The organism is Trebonia kvetii (genome assembly GCF_007827045.1).
In the GTDB taxonomy this organism is placed as follows: domain Bacteria; phylum Actinomycetota; class Actinomycetes; order Streptosporangiales; family Streptosporangiaceae; genus Trebonia; species Trebonia kvetii.
In genome coordinates this window covers 534,496-554,890 of sequence record NZ_RPFW01000002.1, presented here as the reverse complement: position 1 = coordinate 554,890, position 20,395 = coordinate 534,496, and the positions used below count along the sequence as shown (strand labels likewise).

The 20,395-nt window shown below is 71.4% G+C and carries 26 protein-coding genes; 12 read left to right on the top strand and 14 right to left on the bottom strand.

The features are described 5' to 3' along the window. Nucleotides 1-21: 21 nt before the first annotated feature. Nucleotides 22-1,029 (bottom strand): RNA-guided endonuclease InsQ/TnpB family protein, encoded by a 1,008-nt coding sequence (locus tag EAS64_RS11230; protein ID WP_145852865.1) that lies wholly within the window; start codon nucleotides 1,027-1,029, stop codon nucleotides 22-24. A gap of 42 nt (nucleotides 1,030-1,071) precedes the next feature. Here EAS64_RS11230 and EAS64_RS11225 point away from each other — a divergent pair, with 42 nt between their 5' ends. The 6 genes from EAS64_RS11225 to EAS64_RS11200 all read left to right on the top strand — a co-directional run bounded on the left by EAS64_RS11225 (nucleotide 1,072) and on the right by EAS64_RS11200 (nucleotide 6,317). Beyond that, nucleotides 1,072-1,578, top strand: a complete 507-nt coding sequence (locus EAS64_RS11225; protein ID WP_222849206.1) for a MarR family winged helix-turn-helix transcriptional regulator — start codon at nucleotides 1,072-1,074, stop codon at nucleotides 1,576-1,578. A 9-nt stretch (nucleotides 1,579-1,587) separates the two neighbouring features. Next, nucleotides 1,588-2,433 (top strand): helix-turn-helix transcriptional regulator, encoded by an 846-nt coding sequence (locus tag EAS64_RS11220; RefSeq protein ID WP_145852864.1) that lies wholly within the window; start codon nucleotides 1,588-1,590, stop codon nucleotides 2,431-2,433. A 176-nt stretch (nucleotides 2,434-2,609) separates the two neighbouring features. Continuing rightward, nucleotides 2,610-3,068 carry an MmyB family transcriptional regulator gene (locus tag EAS64_RS11215; protein WP_145852863.1) on the top strand — a complete coding sequence of 153 codons (459 nt, stop codon included), beginning with the start codon at nucleotides 2,610-2,612 and terminating at the stop codon, nucleotides 3,066-3,068. A 136-nt stretch (nucleotides 3,069-3,204) separates the two neighbouring features. Further along, a complete protein-coding gene (locus EAS64_RS11210; RefSeq protein ID WP_145852862.1) occupies nucleotides 3,205-4,149 on the top strand; it encodes an NADP-dependent oxidoreductase in 945 nt (314 codons plus the stop codon). Nucleotides 4,150-4,185: 36 nt separating this feature from the next. Next, nucleotides 4,186-4,686 (top strand): cupin domain-containing protein, encoded by a 501-nt coding sequence (locus EAS64_RS11205; protein ID WP_145852861.1) that lies wholly within the window; start codon nucleotides 4,186-4,188, stop codon nucleotides 4,684-4,686. A gap of 668 nt (nucleotides 4,687-5,354) precedes the next feature. Next, nucleotides 5,355-6,317: a hypothetical protein gene (locus tag EAS64_RS11200; RefSeq protein ID WP_222849205.1), complete on the top strand. Its 963-nt coding sequence runs from the start codon at nucleotides 5,355-5,357 to the stop codon at nucleotides 6,315-6,317. A gap of 24 nt (nucleotides 6,318-6,341) precedes the next feature. Here EAS64_RS11200 and EAS64_RS11195 read toward each other — a convergent pair whose 3' ends face one another. From EAS64_RS11195 to EAS64_RS11180, 4 genes are all read right to left on the bottom strand, one after another. Continuing rightward, nucleotides 6,342-6,731: a VOC family protein gene (locus tag EAS64_RS11195; protein ID WP_145852860.1), complete on the bottom strand. Its 390-nt coding sequence runs from the start codon at nucleotides 6,729-6,731 to the stop codon at nucleotides 6,342-6,344. Nucleotides 6,732-6,775: 44 nt separating this feature from the next. Beyond that, a complete protein-coding gene (locus EAS64_RS11190) occupies nucleotides 6,776-7,153 on the bottom strand; it encodes a VOC family protein (RefSeq protein WP_145852859.1) in 378 nt (125 codons plus the stop codon). 268 nt (nucleotides 7,154-7,421) lie between these two features. After that, nucleotides 7,422-7,910: a hypothetical protein gene (locus EAS64_RS11185; RefSeq protein WP_145852858.1), complete on the bottom strand. Its 489-nt coding sequence runs from the start codon at nucleotides 7,908-7,910 to the stop codon at nucleotides 7,422-7,424. A 54-nt stretch (nucleotides 7,911-7,964) separates the two neighbouring features. After that, a complete protein-coding gene (locus tag EAS64_RS11180; RefSeq protein ID WP_145852857.1) occupies nucleotides 7,965-8,558 on the bottom strand; it encodes a TetR/AcrR family transcriptional regulator in 594 nt (197 codons plus the stop codon). An 84-nt stretch (nucleotides 8,559-8,642) separates the two neighbouring features. Between EAS64_RS11180 and EAS64_RS11175 the strand changes: the two genes are divergently transcribed. Then, nucleotides 8,643-9,500: a class I SAM-dependent methyltransferase gene (locus tag EAS64_RS11175; RefSeq protein ID WP_145852856.1), complete on the top strand. Its 858-nt coding sequence runs from the start codon at nucleotides 8,643-8,645 to the stop codon at nucleotides 9,498-9,500. Between the two features lie 72 nt (nucleotides 9,501-9,572). Here the strand turns inward: EAS64_RS11175 and EAS64_RS11170 are convergent, their stop codons facing one another. The 3 genes from EAS64_RS11170 to EAS64_RS11160 form a co-directional block, all read right to left on the bottom strand. Beyond that, nucleotides 9,573-10,028: a YdeI/OmpD-associated family protein gene (locus tag EAS64_RS11170; RefSeq protein ID WP_145852855.1), complete on the bottom strand. Its 456-nt coding sequence runs from the start codon at nucleotides 10,026-10,028 to the stop codon at nucleotides 9,573-9,575. 145 nt (nucleotides 10,029-10,173) lie between these two features. Next, the gene (locus EAS64_RS11165) at nucleotides 10,174-11,130 is read right to left on the bottom strand and encodes an alpha/beta hydrolase (RefSeq protein ID WP_145852854.1); all 957 of its coding nucleotides are present in this window, start codon (nucleotides 11,128-11,130) and stop codon (nucleotides 10,174-10,176) included. A gap of 126 nt (nucleotides 11,131-11,256) precedes the next feature. Next, a complete protein-coding gene (locus EAS64_RS11160; RefSeq protein WP_145852853.1) occupies nucleotides 11,257-12,156 on the bottom strand; it encodes a LysR family transcriptional regulator in 900 nt (299 codons plus the stop codon). 58 nt (nucleotides 12,157-12,214) lie between these two features. Between EAS64_RS11160 and EAS64_RS11155 the strand changes: the two genes are divergently transcribed. Further along, entirely contained in the window at nucleotides 12,215-13,186 is a 972-nt protein-coding gene (locus EAS64_RS11155; RefSeq protein WP_222849204.1) for an EamA family transporter, read from the top strand. 37 nt (nucleotides 13,187-13,223) lie between these two features. On the opposite strand, the gene EAS64_RS11150 is transcribed toward EAS64_RS11155, so the two are convergent. Further along, on the bottom strand, nucleotides 13,224-14,051 hold the full coding sequence (locus EAS64_RS11150) for a hypothetical protein (RefSeq protein ID WP_145852852.1): 828 nt from the start codon (nucleotides 14,049-14,051) through the stop codon (nucleotides 13,224-13,226). A gap of 89 nt (nucleotides 14,052-14,140) precedes the next feature. Between EAS64_RS11150 and EAS64_RS11145 the strand changes: the two genes are divergently transcribed. Next, nucleotides 14,141-15,025, top strand: a complete 885-nt coding sequence (locus EAS64_RS11145; protein WP_145852851.1) for a Clp protease N-terminal domain-containing protein — start codon at nucleotides 14,141-14,143, stop codon at nucleotides 15,023-15,025. A 15-nt stretch (nucleotides 15,026-15,040) separates the two neighbouring features. On the opposite strand, the gene EAS64_RS11140 is transcribed toward EAS64_RS11145, so the two are convergent. Beyond that, nucleotides 15,041-15,604, bottom strand: coding sequence for a P-loop nucleotide/nucleoside kinase family protein (locus tag EAS64_RS11140; protein WP_222849203.1), 564 nt, complete (start codon nucleotides 15,602-15,604; stop codon nucleotides 15,041-15,043). Nucleotides 15,605-15,845: 241 nt separating this feature from the next. Beyond that, nucleotides 15,846-17,057 (bottom strand): RNA-guided endonuclease InsQ/TnpB family protein, encoded by a 1,212-nt coding sequence (locus EAS64_RS11135; protein ID WP_145852850.1) that lies wholly within the window; start codon nucleotides 17,055-17,057, stop codon nucleotides 15,846-15,848. Nucleotides 17,058-17,164: 107 nt separating this feature from the next. Here EAS64_RS11135 and EAS64_RS11130 point away from each other — a divergent pair, with 107 nt between their 5' ends. Then, nucleotides 17,165-17,590, top strand: a complete 426-nt coding sequence (locus EAS64_RS11130) for an OsmC family protein (RefSeq protein ID WP_145852849.1) — start codon at nucleotides 17,165-17,167, stop codon at nucleotides 17,588-17,590. A gap of 17 nt (nucleotides 17,591-17,607) precedes the next feature. Here the strand turns inward: EAS64_RS11130 and EAS64_RS11125 are convergent, their stop codons facing one another. Beyond that, nucleotides 17,608-18,360 (bottom strand): DUF427 domain-containing protein, encoded by a 753-nt coding sequence (locus EAS64_RS11125; protein WP_145852848.1) that lies wholly within the window; start codon nucleotides 18,358-18,360, stop codon nucleotides 17,608-17,610. Nucleotides 18,361-18,455: 95 nt separating this feature from the next. Between EAS64_RS11125 and EAS64_RS11120 the strand changes: the two genes are divergently transcribed. Further along, a complete protein-coding gene (locus EAS64_RS11120; RefSeq protein ID WP_187365839.1) occupies nucleotides 18,456-18,899 on the top strand; it encodes a VOC family protein in 444 nt (147 codons plus the stop codon). A 5-nt stretch (nucleotides 18,900-18,904) separates the two neighbouring features. On the opposite strand, the gene EAS64_RS11115 is transcribed toward EAS64_RS11120, so the two are convergent. Both EAS64_RS11115 and EAS64_RS11110 read right to left on the bottom strand, forming a co-directional pair. Beyond that, nucleotides 18,905-19,309, bottom strand: coding sequence for a VOC family protein (locus EAS64_RS11115; RefSeq protein ID WP_145852847.1), 405 nt, complete (start codon nucleotides 19,307-19,309; stop codon nucleotides 18,905-18,907). Nucleotides 19,310-19,319: 10 nt separating this feature from the next. Next, entirely contained in the window at nucleotides 19,320-19,721 is a 402-nt protein-coding gene (locus tag EAS64_RS11110) for a helix-turn-helix transcriptional regulator (RefSeq protein ID WP_145853505.1), read from the bottom strand. A 194-nt stretch (nucleotides 19,722-19,915) separates the two neighbouring features. On the opposite strand from EAS64_RS11110, the gene EAS64_RS11105 reads away from it, so the two are divergent. After that, a complete protein-coding gene (locus EAS64_RS11105; RefSeq protein ID WP_145851094.1) occupies nucleotides 19,916-20,320 on the top strand; it encodes a DUF6788 family protein in 405 nt (134 codons plus the stop codon). Nucleotides 20,321-20,395: the final 75 nt, after the last annotated feature.

Genomic DNA, 20,395 nt, shown 5'->3' with positions numbered 1-20,395 from the left:
GCCGAGGGAAGAGTGCGTTGACTACTCCCCGTCCTGAGGGACGTGGATTGCGGCCCTCACGGGCCGGGGTTCCTGTTTCATGGCCGACCGCACCCGGGAGGACCCGGGGTGTCTGACATCAGCTCCGCAGGCAGTAACGGCAAGACCTGCCGCCAGGATGTTCTTCGCGGCGTTGACGTCCCGGTCGTGCCGGGTGCCGCAGGACGGGCACTGCCACGTCCGGGTACCGAGAGACAGTTCCGCGAGCAGGCACCCGCACGCGGAGCAGGTCTTGCTGCTCGGAAAGAACCTGTCGATCACGATCAGGCGCCGCCCGTCCCTGGCTGCCTTGTATTCGAGCATGCGGCGGAAGGTGCCCCAGCCGCAGTCGGAGATTGCCTTGGCGAGGGTCCGGTTCCGCAGCATGCCGGACACATTCAGGTCCTCGATCACGAGCACGTCGTGGTCGCGGACCAGCCGGGCGGAGGTGCGGTGCAGGAAGTCGGCACGGGACGCGCGGACCTTGCGGTGGGCGCGGGCGACCTTGGCCCTGGCCTTGGCCCGGTTCGCCGAGCCCTGCTGGCAGCGGGCCAGGCGCCGCTGGTAGCGGGCCAGGCCGCGTTCCCGCCTCACCAGGCTCCGTGGGTTCGCGATCTTCTGCCCGTCAGAGGTGACGGCGAAGTCCTTGATGCCCAGGTCCAGGCCGGCAACAGCGCCGGCCGGGGGAAGCGGCGCGGGGTCGGGCACCTCGACGGCGAAGGAGACGTACCAGCGGCCGCACGGATCCCTCGAGACTGTCACCGTGCTCGGGTCGAGCGACGCCGGGTCGAGGTGCGGCCACGACCAGGCGAACGCCAGCGGCGCGGGCATCTTGGCGAGGAACAGCTGCCCGCCGCGGTACCGGAACCCCGAGCGGGTGTACTCGGCGCACTGCCGTCCGGCGTGGGACTTGTACCGCGGGTATCTGGCGCGGCCGGCGAAGAAGCTCGCGAAGGCGGCCTGTCCGTCGCAGAAGATTGACGCTCGGCGTCCCGCAGGGAGGGCGCGCAAGCCTGAGGTGCACTTCGAATTCAAAGCACGTAGGATCGTGGGGTGGGTGACCCGACATCCGGCCTGAACTCGGAGCAACTCGGTGCGTACTTCGCGCTGATGGAGGTTAGCAGCCTGCTTCAGTACGCGGTGGACGAGCACCTGCGCGCCGACGGTGATCTCAGCTACGTGCAGTTCCAGATTCTGGCCCGCCTGGTGGACGCGCCCGAAGGCAGGCTACGGATGACCGATCTGGCCGACGGTGTCGTGTACAGCCGCAGCGGGCTGACTTACCAGGCGGGGTTGCTGGACAAGCGCGGCCTGATCACCCGCTCGCCGTCGCCGGATGACGAGCGCAGCGTCATCGTGACAGTCACCGGCGCCGGCCGAGAGCTGATCGCCCACGTGCTTCCGGGGCATGTCGAGCGCGTGCGGCAGGTGCTGTTCGAGCCGATGAGCGGCAAGGACCTCGCCGCCCTGAGCACCGTTCTCGGCCGGGTGCGGGACCATATGCGCGCCACTCCGCCAAGGTCGGCCAAACCTCGCGCCGGGCGCGGCCGAACCGACTGAGAGGGGGCAATGGACCGGGCACTATTGGCCGACTTCCTCCGGGCGCGCCGCGAGGCGCTGCAGCCGGAGGACGTCGGGCTTCCCCGCGGTACCCGGCGTCGTGCCGGTGGCTTGCGCCGCGAGGAGGTCGCGGTGCTGGCCGGCATGTCGGCCGACTACTACAGCCGGATCGAGCAGCGACGTGGCCCGATGCCGTCCGAGCAGATGCTTGCCGCCCTCGCGCGGTCTCTGAATCTCAGCTCGAGCGAGCGCGAGCACCTCTTCGCCCTCGGCGGGCACTCCGCTCCGCGGCGCGTGCTGCGCGACGAGCGCGTCAGTCCCGCCATGCGGCGCATCGTCGAGCGTCTGGCGGACACGCCCGCGATGGTGCTCTCCCAGTTCGGCGAGACGTTGCTGCAGACCCGCGGGGCGATTGCGCTGTTCGGCGATTACACCCGCTTCAGCGGCATGTCCCGCTACCTCCTCTACCGGTGGTTCACCGACCCGGCGCAACGCGCCATCTATCCGCCCGAGGACCATGCCCTGCGCGGCCGGGTCTTCACGGTGGAGATCCGGGCGGCGTACACGGCCGACCCTACGGGCGTAGCCGGCGAGATCGTCGAAGCGCTGCTCGCGGTCAGCCCCGAGTTCGCCGAGGTCTGGCGGCTGCACGAGGTGGACGTCACCCATCACCGCGATCTCAAGCGCTACTGTCATCCGGAGCTGGGCGAGCTGGAGATGTATACCCGGCGGCTGGTGGATCCCGACGAGGGCCAGGAGTTGCTGGTCTTCATGGCGGAGCCCGGTTCTCCGAGCGAGCAGAAGCTTGAGAGCCTGAGCACGGTGAACAGCAGCGGCGACGAAACGATGATCTGAGCGCCACGTGATTTGACCGCCACAAGCCGGCGCCCGGGCGCGGGGCGCGGGGCGCGGGGCCGTGCGCTTCCCGCCTTGTTATCCGCGGACAACTTGTCCCTGGACAAGTTCGACCTTCACCCGGTTTCCGGTTCGCGCCATGCTTGATCCGTCGGACAAGGGAGGCGGTGAGAAACGTGGACCGGGAACCGTTGGCGCAGTTCCGGCGGGCTAGCCCCGAGGAGACTGCGACGCCGGGCGAGAGCGGCGATCACGCCGGACGTTTCATGACGCACCTCGTCGAGCGTCTGTCGGACCATCCCGCGGTGGTCTTCTCCCGGTTCGGCGAGGTGCTCTCGCAGACACCTCCGGCGATTGCCCTGTTCGGCGACTACACGCGGTTCGGCAGATCGTCGCGCTCCCTGGTCGACCGCTGGTTCCCCGACCTGGCGGTGCGCGAACACTACCTCGTTCGCGTGGGCGTCACCGATCACGACCACCTCAGACGCTACTGGCATCCCGAGCTGGGCGGGCTGGAGCTGTACCGCCAGCTCCTGCTGGATCCCGTGGAATACCAGGTCTTGCTGGTCTTCATGGCCGTCCCAGGCTCCCCGAGCGAGGAGAAGCTGCGCCTGCTGGCCGCTGCGGGCGACTAGCGCCGAGGCGCTAGGGCGCGGCGGCTGTCGGGCGGCTGACACCGCACCCAAGTTGCTTCGAATTCAAAGCGTGCTATGGTCGAAATGTGCTTCGAATCCGAAGTACATGACAGAACGGAAGAGATGAGGGCTTGTGATGAAGGCAGTGCGTTTCCACGAGTACGGCGACCCGAGCGTCCTGCGTTACGAGGACGTCGAGCAGCCCGTCCCCGGCGCCGGGCAGGTGTTGATCCAGGTTGCCGCGACCACGTTCAACGGGGTCGACGGCAACATCCGCGCGGGCTTCATGCAGGGTCCGATCCCGGTGACGCTGCCGCACACGCCGGGTATCGACGTCTCCGGCACGGTCGCCGCGCTGGGCGATGGCGTCGAGGGTTTCGAGGTCGGCGACCAGGTCGTCGGGTTCCTGCCGATGACGGACGATGGCGCGGCCGCGCAGTACGTGGTCGCTCCGGCCGAGATTCTCGCGCCAGCGCCCACAAGCGTCCCCTTGGTCGACGCCGCGGCGCTGCCGATCGTGGGCCTGACCGCGTGGCAGGCGCTGTTCGAGCACGCGAAGCTCGCGGCGGGCCAGCGCGCGCTGATCAACGGCGCGGGCGGGGCGGTCGGCGGCTACGCCGTGCAGCTGGCCAAGAACGCCGGCGCGTACGTGATCGCCATGGCGAGCCCGAGCAGCGGCGACCGGGTCAAGGCAGCAGGCGCCGATGAGGTCATCGACCACACCACCACCGCCGTGATCGCGGCGGCAGCCTCGGTCGACGTGGTGCTCAACCTGGCACCGATCGAACCGGCGCAGCTTGCCGCGCTGCTCGACCTGATCCGGCCCGGCGGCGTCCTGGTCAACACCACGGTGTGGATGCCCGCGCCCAGCGACGAGGAGCGCGGCGTACGCGGCATCGACCTGTACGTGCGCAGCGACGCGCAGGAGCTCTCGCGGCTGGTCGCGCTGATCGACTCCGGCGAGCTGCGCATCGAGGTCGCCCAGCGCGTCCCACTCGCAGAGCTGCCGGCCGTGCACGCCCAGGCTGCCACAGGCAAGCTGCCCGGCGGCAAGACCGTCATCGTCGCCCCCGGCGCCTGACTCCCACCTGACCGGCCATTGAAGGAGACAACCACGATGATCCCCGACGACGATCCGTCCCGCTCACTGACCGTGGCGAACCCCGACGACCCGAGCACGACGTACATATCGCTGGTGGGTAACACCTACGCCATGCTGATCACCGGCGCGCAGACCGACGGCCGATACTGCCTGATCGACATGCGCGTCCCCGACGGCGGCGGCCCTCCGCCGCACCGGCACGACTTCGAGGAGATGTTCACGATCCTGCAGGGTGAGATCGAGTTCACCTTCCGCGGCGAGAAGCACACCGTGCGGGCCGGGTCCACGATCAACATCCCGGCCAACGCGCCGCACAACTTCCGCAACGTCTCGGGTGCACCGGCCCGCATGCTGTGCATGTGTACCCCCGCCGGCCAGGAAGAGTACTTCATGCGCATCGGTGACGTCGTCGCGGGCAAGGACGCGCCGCCGCCACAGCTGTCGCCGGACGAGCTCGCGCAGCGACGCCGCCTCGCGGCCGAGTTGGCCTCGACTTACCGAAGCGAGTTCCTGTAGCCGGGGGCGTGTCCTCGAACCCCGAGGATCGCCGGTAACGAGAATTCCCTGGCTGCCCCACACTCCCACCCGGTCATCTGAGCCGGACACCCCGAAAGGACATCCCTCGTGGGCAAAGTCACTCTCGTCACCGGTCCGACCCCCGGCATCGGCATCGCCGACCGCGAAAGCCGGTTCCCGCCAGCGCTTTGCTGGCGGGAACCGGCTTTCGCGGCTTTGTCGCCGACGCTCGCAATCAGCCCCAGCGGCTGAGTTCGTGCCTCGCTGGCGCACCGTCACCAACCCTGTCCTCCTCGACCCGGAAATCCATCCGAAACCCGTTCATCGCCTCATCATCAGACGACCTGTCAGGGCAAGCCGTCCGGATCAGCTGGTGCGGCCGCAAGACCAAGATCCGGGCGAACGGCACCGCGACCGCGCACAAGGTCTGCGGTGCCGGCTGCCTTGGCAGCGGCCGGCGGTGGACCTGATCGCATCCTGCCGATGCGGCGACGGCGCTTCGCGCCCGCAAGATCGCAATCTCCTAGCTAACGCCCGCCGCCGTCAGCGCCGGCGCGTCCCCGTGGCCGTAGGGGCTGGATGGGCAGGATTTCCAAGATGGCTGTCATCCCGGTCCGCCGGCGTGTCCTTTCTTACTGTTATCTGCGCTGGATAGTACGCTGATGGCCATGCCAGCCCCCAACGTGCCGGCCTCCGGCGCGCCAGTCCCGGAGATGCCAGGCAGCGACGTGCCAGGCTCAGGCGCGAGCACTCAGGCACGCGACGCCATCGACGCGTTCCTGCGGCACCTCGCCGATCGCGGACTGTCCGCGACGACTCGCCGGATCCGCAAGACGTACCTCAATGAGTACCTGCGGCACGCGCAGGGGGCGGCCGAGGACCCGGAGAATCCTGGCACGGGGCGGCCGCTCACGGCGGGCGAGCTGATGGACGCCGACCGGGCGCGCGCGTGGCTGGAGGACGCGGCGGCCGGCAAGACCCGCATCCGCAACACCAGCCGCGGCCCCGAGGCGTCCGCCTACCCGAACTCGATGCGGGTGCGGATCGACTCGGTCAACGCCTTCGCCGAGTTCATCGGCGAGACGGCCCGGCTGGACCGGCAGCCGCCGGCGCGCGGCTTTCACCTCACCCCCGGCGACACCGAGGCGCTGCTGCATGACCTGACCGTCAAGCGGCCCATCCATGCCAACGCGATGACCGCGCTGCGCACCGCGGCGGTTGCCGCGCTCGTCGCCGACACCGGCCGCGGCGTGCCCGAACTCGCCGACCTGAACGTCAAGGCGCTGCACCTGGACGGCGACGAACCCCACGCCGATGTCGAGGGGGAACAGGTCCCGCTCACCCAGGCGACGGTGCACATCCTCACCCGCTGGCTGGCCGCCCGCGCGTCGATCGTCGCCGACCTGGAAGGCAGCGACCCGGGCCACCTGTGGATCCCGACCAAGCCGGGCCGGGCCCGCGGCGGAGTCCCATCCGCCAAGCCCGGCATCAGCCCGGCCGCGGTCCGAACCCTGCACGCCTCGCACCGTGCCCTGGTCAGCCAGCTGCTCGGCACCCCGCTGCGCCCGGGCGCGCTGCGTGCGGCCGCCGAGCCGCACCTGCTCGCCGCGCCGGAACAGGCACGCTCCTGACATAGCGGCACGGCCGCGGAAGGTTCAGGGGCCGAGCAGGTCCCAGCGGTTGCCCGCGATGTCGAGGAACACAGCGACCTGCCCGTAGGGCTCGGTGCGGGGCGCGGTGACGAACTGCACGCCTGCCGACGTCATCCGGTCGTGGGCGGCGGCGAAGTCATCGACCCGCAGGAAGAAACCGACCCGTCCTGCGGTCTGGTTTCCGACCGCCGCGGCCTGGTGCGGCCCGTCCGCGCGGGCGAGCAGTATGCCTGTCTGCCCGCCCGGCGGCCGGACCACCACCCAGCGCTTGGGCCTGCCGTCGTTCGTCAGCGACGGCGAGTCCTCGACGAGGTCGAAGCCGAGCGCGCCGGTGTAGAACGCGATGGCCGGGTCGTAGTCGTCGACAATGATCGTGACCAATTCGAGCCGCATGCCGGCAGGCTACCGTGCACCGTCGGCCCTCGGTTGGCGACGGCTCACGCCTGGACGATCATCAGCTGGTTCGTGTCCTGGTCGCGGAAGAAGAAGCCGAGCGGCACGGTCCCGTCCCCGCCCCACAGGTCCGCGTCCACGTCGACCCCGGCACTCGCGAGCTCGGCGTGGTCGGCGCGCGGGTCGGTCGAGCCCAGCGAGATGCCGGTCATCCGGCCCGGCCGGTACTGCTCGCCCTGCGGCGGTACGAGCGCCAACGCGGCGCCGCCGCCGGGCGGGGTGACTTCCACCCACCGGGAGTTCTCGCCGAACGCGGCATCCGCCGTCAGCGTGAACCCGAGCTTGCCGGTGTAGAACGAGATCGCCGCGTCCTGGTCCCCGACCGGGACGAGCACCCGGCCCACCGTCGTCACCTTCGCCATGTCGTTCCCCCCTTCGCGCGGCCGCGGTCTGTGGTTGTGACGCGCGGCACCGCCATCGCCCCCTGCGGGCGCCAGCAGCGCCTGAACCAGGGCGCACCGCCGCTGCGGCGAACTGGCCGCGGTCAGGAACCAGAGAAGCCGTCAGGCTCTCGCCACGACGCTAGCAAGGGCATCGGCCGGCTGTGGCAGGGCGCGGTCGAGCACCGCGGCCAGCGAGCCGCGGTACGTGGCGGCATACAGCGGCAGGGACGGCCTGCCGCCCACCCGGTCAAGCCCGGCGGCGACCTGCGGACCAAGCGGCGCGAGCGTGTCGAGCGCGATGGCCCGCACTCCGAGAAACCGCGGCGGGCCGGCTGAACAGGCGGGTCTTCGTCACGACGCCGCGGTCATCGAGCCGCCACCACGCGTGCGGCTTCCACCGGCTGTCGCTGAGGTTGTTGTGCGTGACCTGGGTCCGCAGGTGCGCCGCCTTGCTGCCGGGCCCGCTCGCCGCCCCGGACATGACCCGCAGGCAGAACCAGGGGAAGGTCAGCATCGGGGCGAACGCGTTCATGCTGACGTGCGTCGAGCTGTGCACGACAAGCGGCGCGCCGATGAACCGGTGCAGAGACTCATCGTCCCAGCCGAGCAGGCGACGCAGTTCATGCTGCCGCGTCCGCTGGGCTGTGAAGACCCGCGGCTCGACCGCCCGCAGGAAGGCGGCGAGGTCTTCCCTGACCGCGCGCACCGAGACGCCGGGCGACTCGGCCGCGGCCATGCCCAACAGCAGACCCGCCAGCGACGGCGATTGAGTTGCGGTACCCAAGAGGGTTCACTCGCCTGCCGTGACGCCGGCCAGGACCGTGCCGATCACCCTGGCGAGCGCCGCCGGGTCGGGTGCCGCGTCGTCGGCGTCGCTGAACAGCAGGTGCGCGGCGCCGATCAGGGTCGGGGCGAGCGTGGCGATGTCCGCGCCCGCCGCGATCCTGCCCAGGTCGCGCTCGGCCTGGAGGTAGCCGGCGACAAGCGCGGTGGACTCCGACATCAGCGGGAGCCTGACCCCGGTGGCCGCCCGCAACCGGGCGCGCAGCTCGTCGCGGGCGATGACCAGGCGGATCAGCGCGAGATAGCCGGGGCTGAGCACCTCGGGCAGCGTGGCGGCGAGGTTGCCGGCGACGGTGCCGGTCCCGGCCGTGGTGCGCAGCTCGCCGGCCTTGGCGCCGATCCGCGCGACCCGGTCCAGGGCGAGCCCGGTGAGGAAGTCCTCGAAGTCGGCGAAGTGCCGGTGCAGCACTCCCTTGGCGACCCCGGCCTCCGCGGTAACGGCGCGGCTGGTTAGTCCGGACAGCCCGTCGCGCAGCAGCACCCGCTCCGCGGCGTCGAACAGCTGACCGCGCGGGTCGCGGATGGCCACTCCGGTGGGCACGTCGTGGGTGTCCTTCCCTGACTGACCCTTCGCCGACGGCGAACTGGTCTCCTAAGTGGGCGCTTGCCCATTTAGAGTGGGCGCATGGCCACTCTACCGGCAGAACCTTCGCGGGAGCACGGCTCAGGATCGCCGTCCGCACCCGCGCTAAGCACGGATACGCACCAGTACCGGCGGGTCGCCGAGGGCTTCGGTGACGACGCGGGCCGCTACGACCGGGCCCGGCCCAGCTACCCGGCCGGGCTGACCGGCCGGATCGTCACGGCGAGCCCGGGACGCGACCTGCTCGACGTCGGCTGCGGCACCGGCATCGCCTCGCGGCTGTTCGCCGCGGCGGGCTGCCGTGTCCTCGGCATCGACCCCGACCCCCGGATGGCGGAGCTGGCCAGGAACGGCGGCACCGCCGCTGAGGTGGCGAAGTTCGAGGACTGGGACGCCAGGGGCCGGATGTTCGACGCGGTGACCGCCGCGCAGGCCTGGCACTGGGTCGACCCGGTGGCGGGTGCGGCCAAGGCGGCGTCGGCGCTGCGGCCAGGCGGGCTGCTGGCGGTCTTCTGGAACGCGATGGAGCCGCCGGCCGCGCTGAAGGAAGCGTTCGGCGCGGTGTACCGGCGGGAGTTGCCCGAGCACCCGATGGCCGCCGGGTTCTGGTCCAGGCCCGCGGTCGACGCGTACGCGGCGGGCGGGGTCCGCGCGGCCGACGGCATGCGAGCCGCCGGCGCCTTCGGCGAGCCGCAGGAGTGGCGCGAGCCGTGGGAGCGGCACTACACCCGCCAGGAATGGCTCGACATGGTGCCCACCCTGGGCGGGCACAGCCAGTTCCCGCCGCCCGTCATCGCCGCTCTCCTCGACGGACTCGGCGCGGCCGTCGAGGCCGCGGGCGGCGGCTTCACCATGGGCTACACCACGCTGGCGATCGTCGCGGCGCGGACGGCCGGCTGACGCGGACGCGGGCCGCCAGGCGCGGTACCCCGCGGCCAGTTGCCAGCCGGCCAGTCGCCAGCCGGCAGTCGGTCAGCGCTGTGCCTGCTTGGCGGCGAGCCTCGCGGCGGCCTCGCCGACCCGCTTGGCCCGGGTCTCGGGCTTCTTCGCCTCCTCGATCCAGGTGACGTAGGCCTTCTTGTGGCTGGGGGACAGCCCGGCGAAGAACTCGGCGGCTACCGGGTCGCCGGCCAGCGCGGCGGTCAGGTCGTCGGGAATGGCCACGTCCCGCGGGGCGGCGTCGACGGCCAGCCCGACGATCAGCACGTCTCCGGCGGTCACCCCGGCCGCGGCGCGCACCGCGGCGCTGACCGGGATCTTCGCGAAGCCGCCCATGCTGCCGATGGTGGTACGGAACGTGTGCCCGTTGATCGTGACCGCCACGGCCGGGCGGCGCCCGCCGCCGAGTGCGGCGAGCACGTCCTCGGGATCCGTGATGCCGGTGGCCGCCTTGCCGGGGGCCTGCTCTAGCTCTGCGCTGAACTCCATTGGCTGACGCCCTCCTCGCTTCGGCGTTCGTGCACCATACTTATCGTCTCTGACACCAGCTCGCACGGGATCTCATCGCAGGCCGCCGCGGCCTGCGATGCCCGGCCCGGGGAGGGGCTCACCGGGACGCGCCAGCCCCCGGCAGTCAGGCGAGCGTGGTCAGCGCTCGCAACCGGTCAGCCCGGGCCCGCCGCACGACGCCGGCCTCGGCAGTGATGCGGTCGAAGCCGTGCGGGCAGCCGGGGTGGACGTGCAGTTCGACCGAGGTGCCGGTCAGGGCGATGCGGCGGGCGTACTCGATCGCCTCATCGCGGAAGATGTCCAGTTCCCCGACCTCGATGTAGGTGGCGGGCAGCCCGGAAAGGTCTGCCGCGCGCGCCGGCGCGGCGTAGGCGGGCACGTCCGGGGCGCCGATCAGATCTCCGAGCAGGGCGTGCCAGCCGGTGTAGTTGTCGTCGTAGGACCAGCCGGCCCACGGGGCCAGTGCGGGGTCGGGGGTGGTGGTGCGGTCATCCAGCATGGGGTAGATGAGGATCTGCCTGGCCACCGCCAGCCCCCGGTCGCGGGCGAGCAGCGCGGCCGCGGCGGCCAGGCCGCCGCCTCCGCTGTCGCCCATTAGCGCGATCCTGGCCGGGTCTACGCCAAGCTCCGCGGCGTGGGCGATCAGCCAGGCCAGCCCGGCGTAGGCGTCCTCGGCCGGGGCGGGATGCGGATGCTCAGGGGCGCGGCGGTAGTCCACCGCAAGCAGGGGGATTCCGCTGTCGGCCGCATAGCCGGCCACCATGCGGTCGTGCAGCGCCACCGTCCCCATGATCATGCCGCCGCCGTGCAGGTAGACCGCGGCCGGACCTGCCGTCGAGCGGTCGCGGCCGGCCGGGGCATACCAGCGCACCAGCAGGCGGCTGCCATCGTGGGAGGTGGCCTGGTGATCGGTGCGGGAAACCGACGGGCGCTCGTCAAGCACCGCCTCCAGGCGGCCAAGCGCGGCCTCGCCGTAAGCGCGCAGCGTCCGCCAGTCGCCGCGGGCCGCGGGTGCGGGCGCCTGCTCGCCGCTCATGGCGGCCACGGCCCGCCGCAACTCGGGGTCGAGGGAATAGGGCATGCGCTGCCTCCCTTTCCGCAGGTCTGCGCGCCAGGCCAGCCGGGTTCCGCCCCTGCGCCGGTTTCGCTAGTTGAGTCACCTTTTTGGCCGTGCTCTTCGCGGGAGCCTATCTCCCGCGACCGCGCCTCAGTCGCCCTCCCCGCCGTCCAGGGCGCTGAGCAGCGCGGCGATGGCGGGCGAGTCGCTCATCGAGACGCGGTACAGCGCGACGATCTCCCGTCTGGGCACCGGGTCGACCGCGGGCACGGCCACCAGGTCCTCGCCGAGCGGCGCGCGGCCGAGCCGCGGGATCAGCGCGATACCGAGCCCGGCGCGGACCAGTGCCAGGTGGCTGTCGAACTCCATGGAGACGTGCGCGATGCGGGGCAGCCGGCCGGTGCCGTCGAACATCCGGTTCAGCCACTGCCGGCAGATGGTCCCCTCAGCGGTGGCGATCCAGTCCTCGTCGGCCAGGTCGCGCGGCGCGACGACGTCGCGGCAGGCGAGCGGGTGATCGCGGCGGACGATCACCTCGGCGAGATCGTGCCCCACGGTGCGGCGGGCGAGATGGTCGGGGATCACGAGGGGGAGGTCGCCCCAGCTGTGCGCGACGCCGAGATCCGCCTGCCCGGAGGCGACCAGGCTGACGGTGTCCCAGGGTTCCCGCTCGGCCAGGCTGACCCGCAGGTGCGGATGCGCCGCCAGGACGGCCGGCAGCGCCGGCGCGATCAGGCCGCGCATCGCGGTGGAGAACGCGGTCAGCCGCACGTGCCCGGCGACGGTGCCCGCCTGCTGGTGCAGCCCCGCCTGAAGTTCCTCCAGGTCGGACAGGAGGCGGCCACCCTGCTCGACCAGGTGCCTGCCGTGCCGGGTGAGCATGACTCCGCGGCCCACCCGCTCGAGCAGCGGCACGCCGGTCTGCTTTTCCAGCCGCTTGACCTGCTGAGACACCGCGCTCGGCGTGAAGCCGAGTGCGTCGGCAGCCGCGACGACCGAGCCGTGCGTGCCGACCGCGCGCAGCGCGTCGAGCGCGACCAGATCAATCATGAAGCAATGCTACATGATTGACCGCACGAATATTCGCTGGTGCTTCATCGTTGCCTCGGTGACACTGGATGACGTGAACCGCCGTGACACCTTCCTCGCCGTCCTGGTCGCCTCGCTGTGGGGCTTCAACTTCGTGGTCATCGACTGGGGCATGGGCACCGTGCCGCCGCTGCTGTTCGCGGCGATCAGGTTCGCGGTGGTTGCGGTGCCCGCCTGCTTCCTCGTGCCGCGGCCAGCGGTGCCGTTCCGCACCGTCGCCGCCGTCGGGGCGTTCATGAGCCTTGGCCAGTTCGGCTTGCTGTACCTGTCGATGCACCTGGGGATGCCGCCCGGCCTGGCGGCGCTGGTTCTTCAGGCGCAGGTCGTGTTCACGATCGTGATCGCCGCCGTCGTGCTGCGCGAGCGGCCGTCGCGGGCCCAGGTGGCCGGCGTGGCGCTCGGCGTGGCCGGCCTCGCGGTCGTCGGCATTGGCATCGGCGGCAGCATCACCCTGCTCGCCCTCACGCTGTGCCTGCTCGCCGGGCTGTCGTGGGGGATCGGCAACGTCGTCTCCCGCTCGTCGAAGGCACCGGGCGGCCTGGCGCTCACCGTCTGGTCGGCGACCGTGGTCCCGGTGCCGCTGCTTGCCCTCAGCCTGCTCATCGACGGCCCCGCCGAGGTGGGCCGCGGACTGGCGCACATCGGCTGGCACGGCGCGCTGTCCACCGTCTACACCGCGGGCCTGTGCTCGCTCGTCGGCTACGCGATCTTCAACCGGCTGCTGTCCCGCTACCCCTCGGGGCAGGTGGTGCCGTGGGTCCTGCTCGCCCCGGTGGTCGCGATGGCCAGCTCGTGGGCGCTGCTCGGCGAGGCCCCAGGCCCGGCCGAGCTCGCGGGCGCGGTCCTGCTCGTCGCCGGGGTCCTCATCGCCCAGGGCACGATCCGCGTCCGCTCCGCCCGCCGCGCCGGCGAGCCGGCCGTGCCCGGCGCGGTGGCGGGGGAGCCGGTGCCGGGGGAACCGCCGCGCGCCGCGGTGTCCGTGCTGGACTAGGAGCGCCCTCGGACGGCTGGCGGGCCGTCTTCAGTGACTACCGTCGCGGCGGCGCCGCTGCCCGCGCGGTTACCTGCTGGCAAGGCGGGCGAGGCGCTAGCGCGCCGAGCGCGGAGCCGACGGCGGCGGCGACAGGGAACGTGGTGCGCAGCGGCTCCCGCCTGGCCAGTTTCGCGAGCCAAAGGCCATAGAGCATCGAGGTGCTGACCACCGACCACTGCACCCAGTCCTTGGCCATCGCCGCCCAGTGGGCAGACGGCAGGCCGTCATGCAAGGTCACCCAGCGCAGCGGCGTGCCGTCGGCCAGGGTGTCGCACAGGCCGGGCGGCGCCGCGCTTGCGACGCAGCCGGGCGCCGCCGGCCCGGGACCCATGCCCGCCAGGCCGAGCAGCGTGACGGACAGGCCAGCGAAAACGCCGAGCAGGAGGAGGGTGAGCGGCGGCAGGACACGGGTAGCGGCGGGCGGCTCGGCCCAGTCCCGCGGCCGGGTCCGCTGGTACACCGACGGGCTCATCAGCAAGGCCAGCTGGACGATGTAGATCGCGAGCACGCCGAACGTCGCTGGCCCGAAGTGCCTGGCGACCGTGAACGCCGTCTCCAGGTAGCCCAGCCCGGCACCGAGGATGAGCAGCATCCGGGAGATGCGCCCGCCCCTGGTCACCCGCCAGGCGAAGAACGCCGAGAAGATCCAGTTGTACCCGTGGCCCGGCTGTCCGGAAGAAGCCGGGCCGACGCTGAGGTAGACCACCGAGCCGACAATCAGTGACAGCAGGAAGTAGGCCCACATCAGCCAGCCCGCGCGCCGCGGGTCATGCCACATGCCGATCGCGAACCTCCCGGCCCCGAAAGCATCATCGGTGCGCAATTTCGCAAATATAGCAGGCGGCAGCTGCGGCCCGGCGCCGCCTGGCGGCACCGCTGGCCGACGCCTGATCCGCGCCTTAGCATGCTGTCATGGCATCGCAGGAGCGATATCCCGAGCTGTACCTCGGGGCCATCCACCGGGGGTTCCAGTACGCCAGGGAGCTGGGCAGGCAGTGCGGTCCGCTGCACCTGCTCGTCGGCGTCGCCGAGGGCGGCGGCCCCGCTGCCGCGGCACTGGATCCCGGCGACGGGCGCTCGCTGCGCGCGGCCGTCAGCGACGCGGGCGACGCCTTCGGCGACGGCGCGGGCTACCTCCAGATGCAGGCGCAGGACGCGGCCACGTCGCTGGCGGCGTCACTCGGCCAGCAGCCGGCCGCCGGGCACCTGCTGACCGCGCTGCTGGACCAGGCCACTCCCGACGTGCTGCGCGCCTTGTCGCTGGCCGGCCTCGACCCCGCGGCGGTCAGGCAGGCGGCCCTGGCCGCTGTGGGGGCGCCCGCCGGGCTGCCGCCGCTCAAGCTGCCGCGGCCGGTTCCCGCTGGCACCCTGGACCGTCCCGCGCTGCCCATCGGAGAACTCGCCGAGCGCGCCTGGGATCTTCTGCGCTGGCGGCAGGACCACCTGCCGCTCGGCAAGCTTCGCCGCCGGGGTGACCTGGCGGCTCTCGGCAACTTGGAATGCGACGCGGCGCTGCGTGTCGCCGACCGCCTTGGCCTGGCCGACGACCAGCGCTACTCGCTGATGAGCCGGCACGACGCCGAGGTCACCCGCCGCACGTCGCAGGCCGGCCCCGACCTCGGCCCCCGCATCCGCCGACCGCCGCCGCGCTACCGCCGGATGCGGTACCGCCCGCGATGGCTGGCCGGCCTGCCGGGCGGCTGGGCCGCCTGGCTCGGCAACCGCCGGGTGAGCATGCGCGACCGCTGGTTCTGGCTGCGCACCCGCGCCTCCTACCGCGGGACGCCGCAGTTGTAGGTAGGGCCGGCGGTCTTAGTCCTGGCCCCGAGCGAACGCGACGATCTCCGCAAGGGACGGGCGATACCCGGCGGTGGTGTCCACCGCAAGCTCAGGAACGTCGAGCGATATCCGGTCGAACGCGCGCAGTCGGCTCAGGAACTCCACCCGGTCCGCGGCACTCGGGTCGGCGTGCGCGTCGCGCACTGCGTTCCGCTCCCGGCGCAGCACGATCCGGCCGAAGGCGACCTCGGGGTCAGCGGCGCACTGCACGATCCGCAGCCGGGCCAGCGGCAGCAGCGGGGTGAGCCACGGGCGCCACACCTTGTCCTGGAACGCCGCATCCGCGACCGACGTCACGCCCGCCAGCAGCAACTGCTCGAGCACGCCGAAGAACACCGGCAGGGTCCGCATGGTCAGCTCGTCGCCGACCGCGGGCCGGAATCCCGGGGCGGCGGCGTGCACCATCCCCTCCTTGATCTCGTCCCGGCAGATCGCAGGGCAACCCACGGCGCGAGCGATCTCGTGCGCCAGCGTCGTCTTGCCCGAGCCCGCCGGCCCGCTCAAGACGATCAGCGTGGGAACAGGGGAAGCACTCACTGGTTCGGAGTATCCCACCGGGAAACCTTCGCTACGGTTATCCCGCGTGATGCGGGGGAAACCATCGCTTCTCACCGGTATCGGGGTATCGATATGCGACAGTTGCGAACGCTGAGCATCCGGACGCTGGGCATTGCCGCCGCCGCGGCGGCCGTGGCCCTGCTGCCCGCGCAGGCGGTGCACGCGAACACAGTGCTTGCAAAGACAGTGACGGCCGCCTCCGCCAAGTACGTGCAGTTGACTACTCCCCGTCCTGAGGAACGGGGATTCCAGCCCTCGCGGGCCGGGGTTCCTGTTTCACGGCCGACCGCACCCCGGAGGATCCGGGGTGTCTGACATCAGCTCCGCAGGCAGTAACGGCAAGACCTGCCGCCAGGATGTTCTTGGCGGCGTTGATGTCCCGGTCGTGCCGGGTGCCGCAGCCCGGGCAGTCCCACGCCCGTGCGCTGAGGGAGAGTTGCGCAAGCAGGTGCCCGCAGGCGGAGCAGGTCTTCGAGCTCGGGTACCAGCGGTCGATCACGATCAGGCGGCGTCCGGCCCTGGCCGCCTTGTACTGGAGCTGGCGGCGGAATTCACCCCAGCCGCAGTCGGAGATGGCCTTGGCGAGCGACCTGTTGCGGACCATGTTCTTCACGGCCAGGTCCTCGATCACGATGACGTCGTGGTCGCGGACCAGCCGGGCGGAGGTGCGGTGCAGGAAGTCGGCCCGCGACGCGCGGACCTTGCGGTGGGCGCGGGCGACCTTGGCCCTGGCCTTGGCCCGGTTCGCCGAGCCCTGCTGGCAGCGGGCCAGGCGCCGCTGGTAGCGGGCCAGGCCGCGTTCCCGCCTCACCAGGCTCCGTGGGTTCGCGATCTTCTGCCCGTCAGAGGTGACGGCGAAGTCCTTGATGCCCAGGTCCAGGCCGGCAACAGCGCCGGCCGGGGGAAGCGGCGCGGGGTCGGGCACCTCGACGGCGAAGGAGACGTACCAGCGGCCGCACGGATCCCTCGAGACTGTCACCGTGCTCGGGTCGAGCGACGCCGGGTCGAGGTGCGGCCACGACCAGGCGAACGCCAGCGGCGCGGGCATCTTGGCGAGGAACAGCTGCCCGCCGCGGTACCGGAACCCCGAGCGGGTGTACTCGGCGCACTGCCGTCCGGTGCGGGATTTGTGCCGGGGGCAGCGGGCGCGGCCGGCGAAGAAGCCGGCGAAGGCGGCCTGCTGGTGGCGGATCGCCTGCTGGAGCGGGACGCTAGAGACTCCGTTGAGCCAGCCGAGTTCCTCGGTGGCCTTCAAGGCGGTCAGGTAGCCGCTGGCCTGGGCATAAGTGGTGCTGAGCTGCCCGTCATGGTACCGGGCCTGGCGCCAGGCCAGGGTGCGGTTCCACACTATGCGGACGCAGCCGAAGGTGCGGTTCAGCACGCTCGCTTGTTCGGGGTTGGGGTAGGCCCTGCACTTGTAGGCCGTACGCATGTTTGAATGCTACCGGAAGGAACTGTCATGGATGAGCCGACACGCGAGAGGAGGGAGCGGCGTTTCCTCCCTGGCCTGAAGACCAGGGTCTCCACGCCGAAAATCTGATGACGGATCAGGACGCACGCCGGCACGTGTCCATCGACCGGACCGGCGAGAAGAGGTACACCGCGACGAACGAGCGCGGGGCCACCATCGGCATCGGGGATGGCAGCGGCACAGAGTTCACCCCGGTGGAGCTGCTGCTCGCCGCCATCGCCGGCTGCACCGCCATCGACGTCGACGTGGTGACCACGCGGCGCGCCGAGCCCGTCTCGTTCCGCGTGGACACCGACGCGCTGAAGCTCGGCGGCAGCGAGGGCAACCACCTGGAAGACATCGCGGTCACCTTCAGGATCGAATTCCCCGACGGCGATGCGGGAGACGCCGCCCGCGCGATCCTGCCGGACATCGTCAAGAAGTCCCACGACCGGCTGTGCACGGTGAGCCGCACCATCGAACGCGGCACGCCGGTCACAACCGTAATCGCTTAACGCGGACCAGCCTGCCGTCAGGCGAAGTGCGTGCGGGGACGGTCCTGCAGCTCGCCGTCCAGGTAGACGTCGACCTTCTCGTCGTAGAAGCAGGCGAGGCCGGCGATCTTCTGGCTCTCCGGCAGCGGCATCCGGTACGCCCAGATCAGGTCGGCGTGCGTGCCGTGCCCGGTGTCCACCGTCCAGTAGCTCGCCGTCCCCTTGTACGGGCAGTGCGTCTGGGTGTCCGTCGGGGTGAGCAGCTCGGTGCGGAGGTCGCTGAGCGGCAGGTAATAGCGCGGCGGAAGTCCGGTCTCGAACAAGATGACCGGGCGCACCGAGTCGGCGACCGTCATCCCGTCCACCTCCACCCGAACGTGCCGCGAACTGTGCAGGATGTCGACGCGGTGATACGGGTCGCGGGGATGGGTGTAGACGGGTTCGTCTTCCTCCATCCACTCGTCCATCGCCGCCCAGTCGAACCGGATCAGGTCGCGGATCGCGGTCAGCGGCGAGTCCGGGTAGCGACTCGCCGCGCCCTCGGCGACCTGACCGTCCACGCGCACGTCGTACAGGTCGGCCTCGCCGCGGCTCGGCGAGTGCTCGGTCTTGCCCGTCGGCACCAGCTCGGCGGTCACGTCGCCAAGGGGCACGTAGTAGGCCGGATAGTAGGGGATCTCCCAGACCAGCGACGGGTGGCGGGTATCGGCGACGAGACGGCCGGCCAGGTAGGCGCGGACTCGCTTCTTGCCCGGTTCGACTCGCACCGAGCCGCGTGCATTGGTGTCCATACCGGCACGCTACCCCGGCTTCGGTTTCCCGCCGGCCTCGCCGGCTGGGTTACAGTGCGCGGAGGAGCACCCACAGCGAAGCTTGGGAGGCCGGCATGGACCGTCGCCCGCTGATGGCGGTCACCTCTGTCACGATCGGCGCGCCAGCGCCGCGCGATCTCGCCGCGTTCTACGCGCGGCTGCTCGGCTGGCCGGTCACCGCGACCGACCCGGCGCGGCCGGGGATGCCGCCGGAGGACGGCTGGGCTCAGCTGCGGCCGCCGCCTGGCCAGGAAGGCCCCACGCTCAACTTCGAGTACGAGGTCAAGTTCATCAGGCCGGTGTGGCCCGCGGCCGACGGCGCGCAGAACGCGACGCAGCACCTGGACATCGCCGTCGGCGACCTGGACGAGACGGTGAGTTGGGCGCTCACCTCCGGCGCGAGCCTCGCCGACTACCAGCCGCAAGACGATGTCCGGGTCATGCTTGATCCCGCTGGCCATCCGTTCTGCCTGTTCCTCGACGAGTCGATGGCCACCACCGCGCCATCGGCCGACTGAGCAGGCTACGCGGGCGGCTGGTCGATGCGGACCATGTTGCCTGACGGGTCGCGCACCGCGCAGTCGCGGGTGCCCCAGGGCTGGTCGGTCGGCTCCTGCACGATCTCGGCGTCGGCGGCGCGCAGTTTGTCGAAGGCGGCGTCCAGGTCGGCGGTGTGGAAGTTCACGCCGCTCAGCGCGCCCTTGGCCATCAGGCCGGCCAGCGCGTCTGCGTCCGCGGGGCTGCCATTGAGGTAGTTGGTGAGCACGATCGACACGCCGGGCTGCGCCGGGGAGCCGACGGTGATCCACCGGTAGTCCTCGCGCTTCACGTCGTTGCGCACCTCGAGGCCGAGCACGTCGCGGTAGAACCCCACGGCGAGTTCCGGGTCGTGCACGAGAACGAAGCAGGTCGACAGAGTAAGGTCCATGCGGCTAACGCTAGCCAACCAGCTCGCTGCCCGCTTCTCCGTCCCCGCTCGATGAGCTGCCGGCCCGCCTGCGGATGGGCCGCGTGATGTCCCGCGTGACGCAGCCGGGCAGGCTGGCGAGTTCGCCGTGGTCGCGGGCGCGGTACGCGGTCGGCGATTCGCCGGTGAGCTCGGTGAACCGGGCGCTGAACGAACCGAGCGAGCTGAAGCCGACCGCCACGCACACGTCGGTGACCGACAGTTCGCCGAGGCGCAGCAGCGCCTTGGCCCGCTCGATCCGCCGGGTCATCAGGTAGGCGTGCGGAGTCTCGCCGTAGGCGGCGCGGAACTGGCGCGAGAAGTGCGCGGGCGACATCAGCGCGGCCCGCGCCAGCGCGGAGACATCGAGCGGCCGTGCGTACTCGCGGTCCATCAGGTCCCTGGCGCGGCGCAGGTGCGCGTAGTTGGCGAGTTCCTGCGGCGTCACCCCGTCAGGTTAGCAGCGCGGTCTGACATTGCGAGCCGGCGACCCGCAGGTCGGGTGTGCGACACATTCATAGGGGTTCTGGATCGTAGCTGGCTGTCGGCCTAGTCTGAGTGTTGTCATTACTCAGATTGGAGGCTGTGGTGCCGGAGGAACCCGATGAGCTGCCGGAACTGGAACGGCGGCGAGCGGAGCTTTACCAGCAGCTTGCCCGGGTCGGGGACTTCCGGCCCGGGTCGCTGAACGAGGTGCGCCGTAAGTGCGGGAAGCCGAACTGCGCCTGCGCGGCGCCTGGTCACCCGGGTCACGGCCCGCAGTACAACCTGACCCGGCGGGTGGAGGGCCGGACGCAGACCCGGCACCTGCGGCCGGGCCCGGAACTGGACAAGATCCGGCGTGAGGCAGCGGCCTACCAGCGGTTCCGTGACCTGGTCGGGCAGGTCACGGAGGTAAACGAGGCGATCTGCGACGCGCGCCCGGTGGCTCCGCCAGGCGAGGCCGGCGATGAGGACCCCTCCGCGACGGGAGGGGAAAAGGGGGGCTCCTGAAGGAGCTCGCGGACGAGCGGGCCGCCGAGATCACGCGGCTGGCGGGGGAAGCCGCCCGGGCGCTGGGCTGCGGAG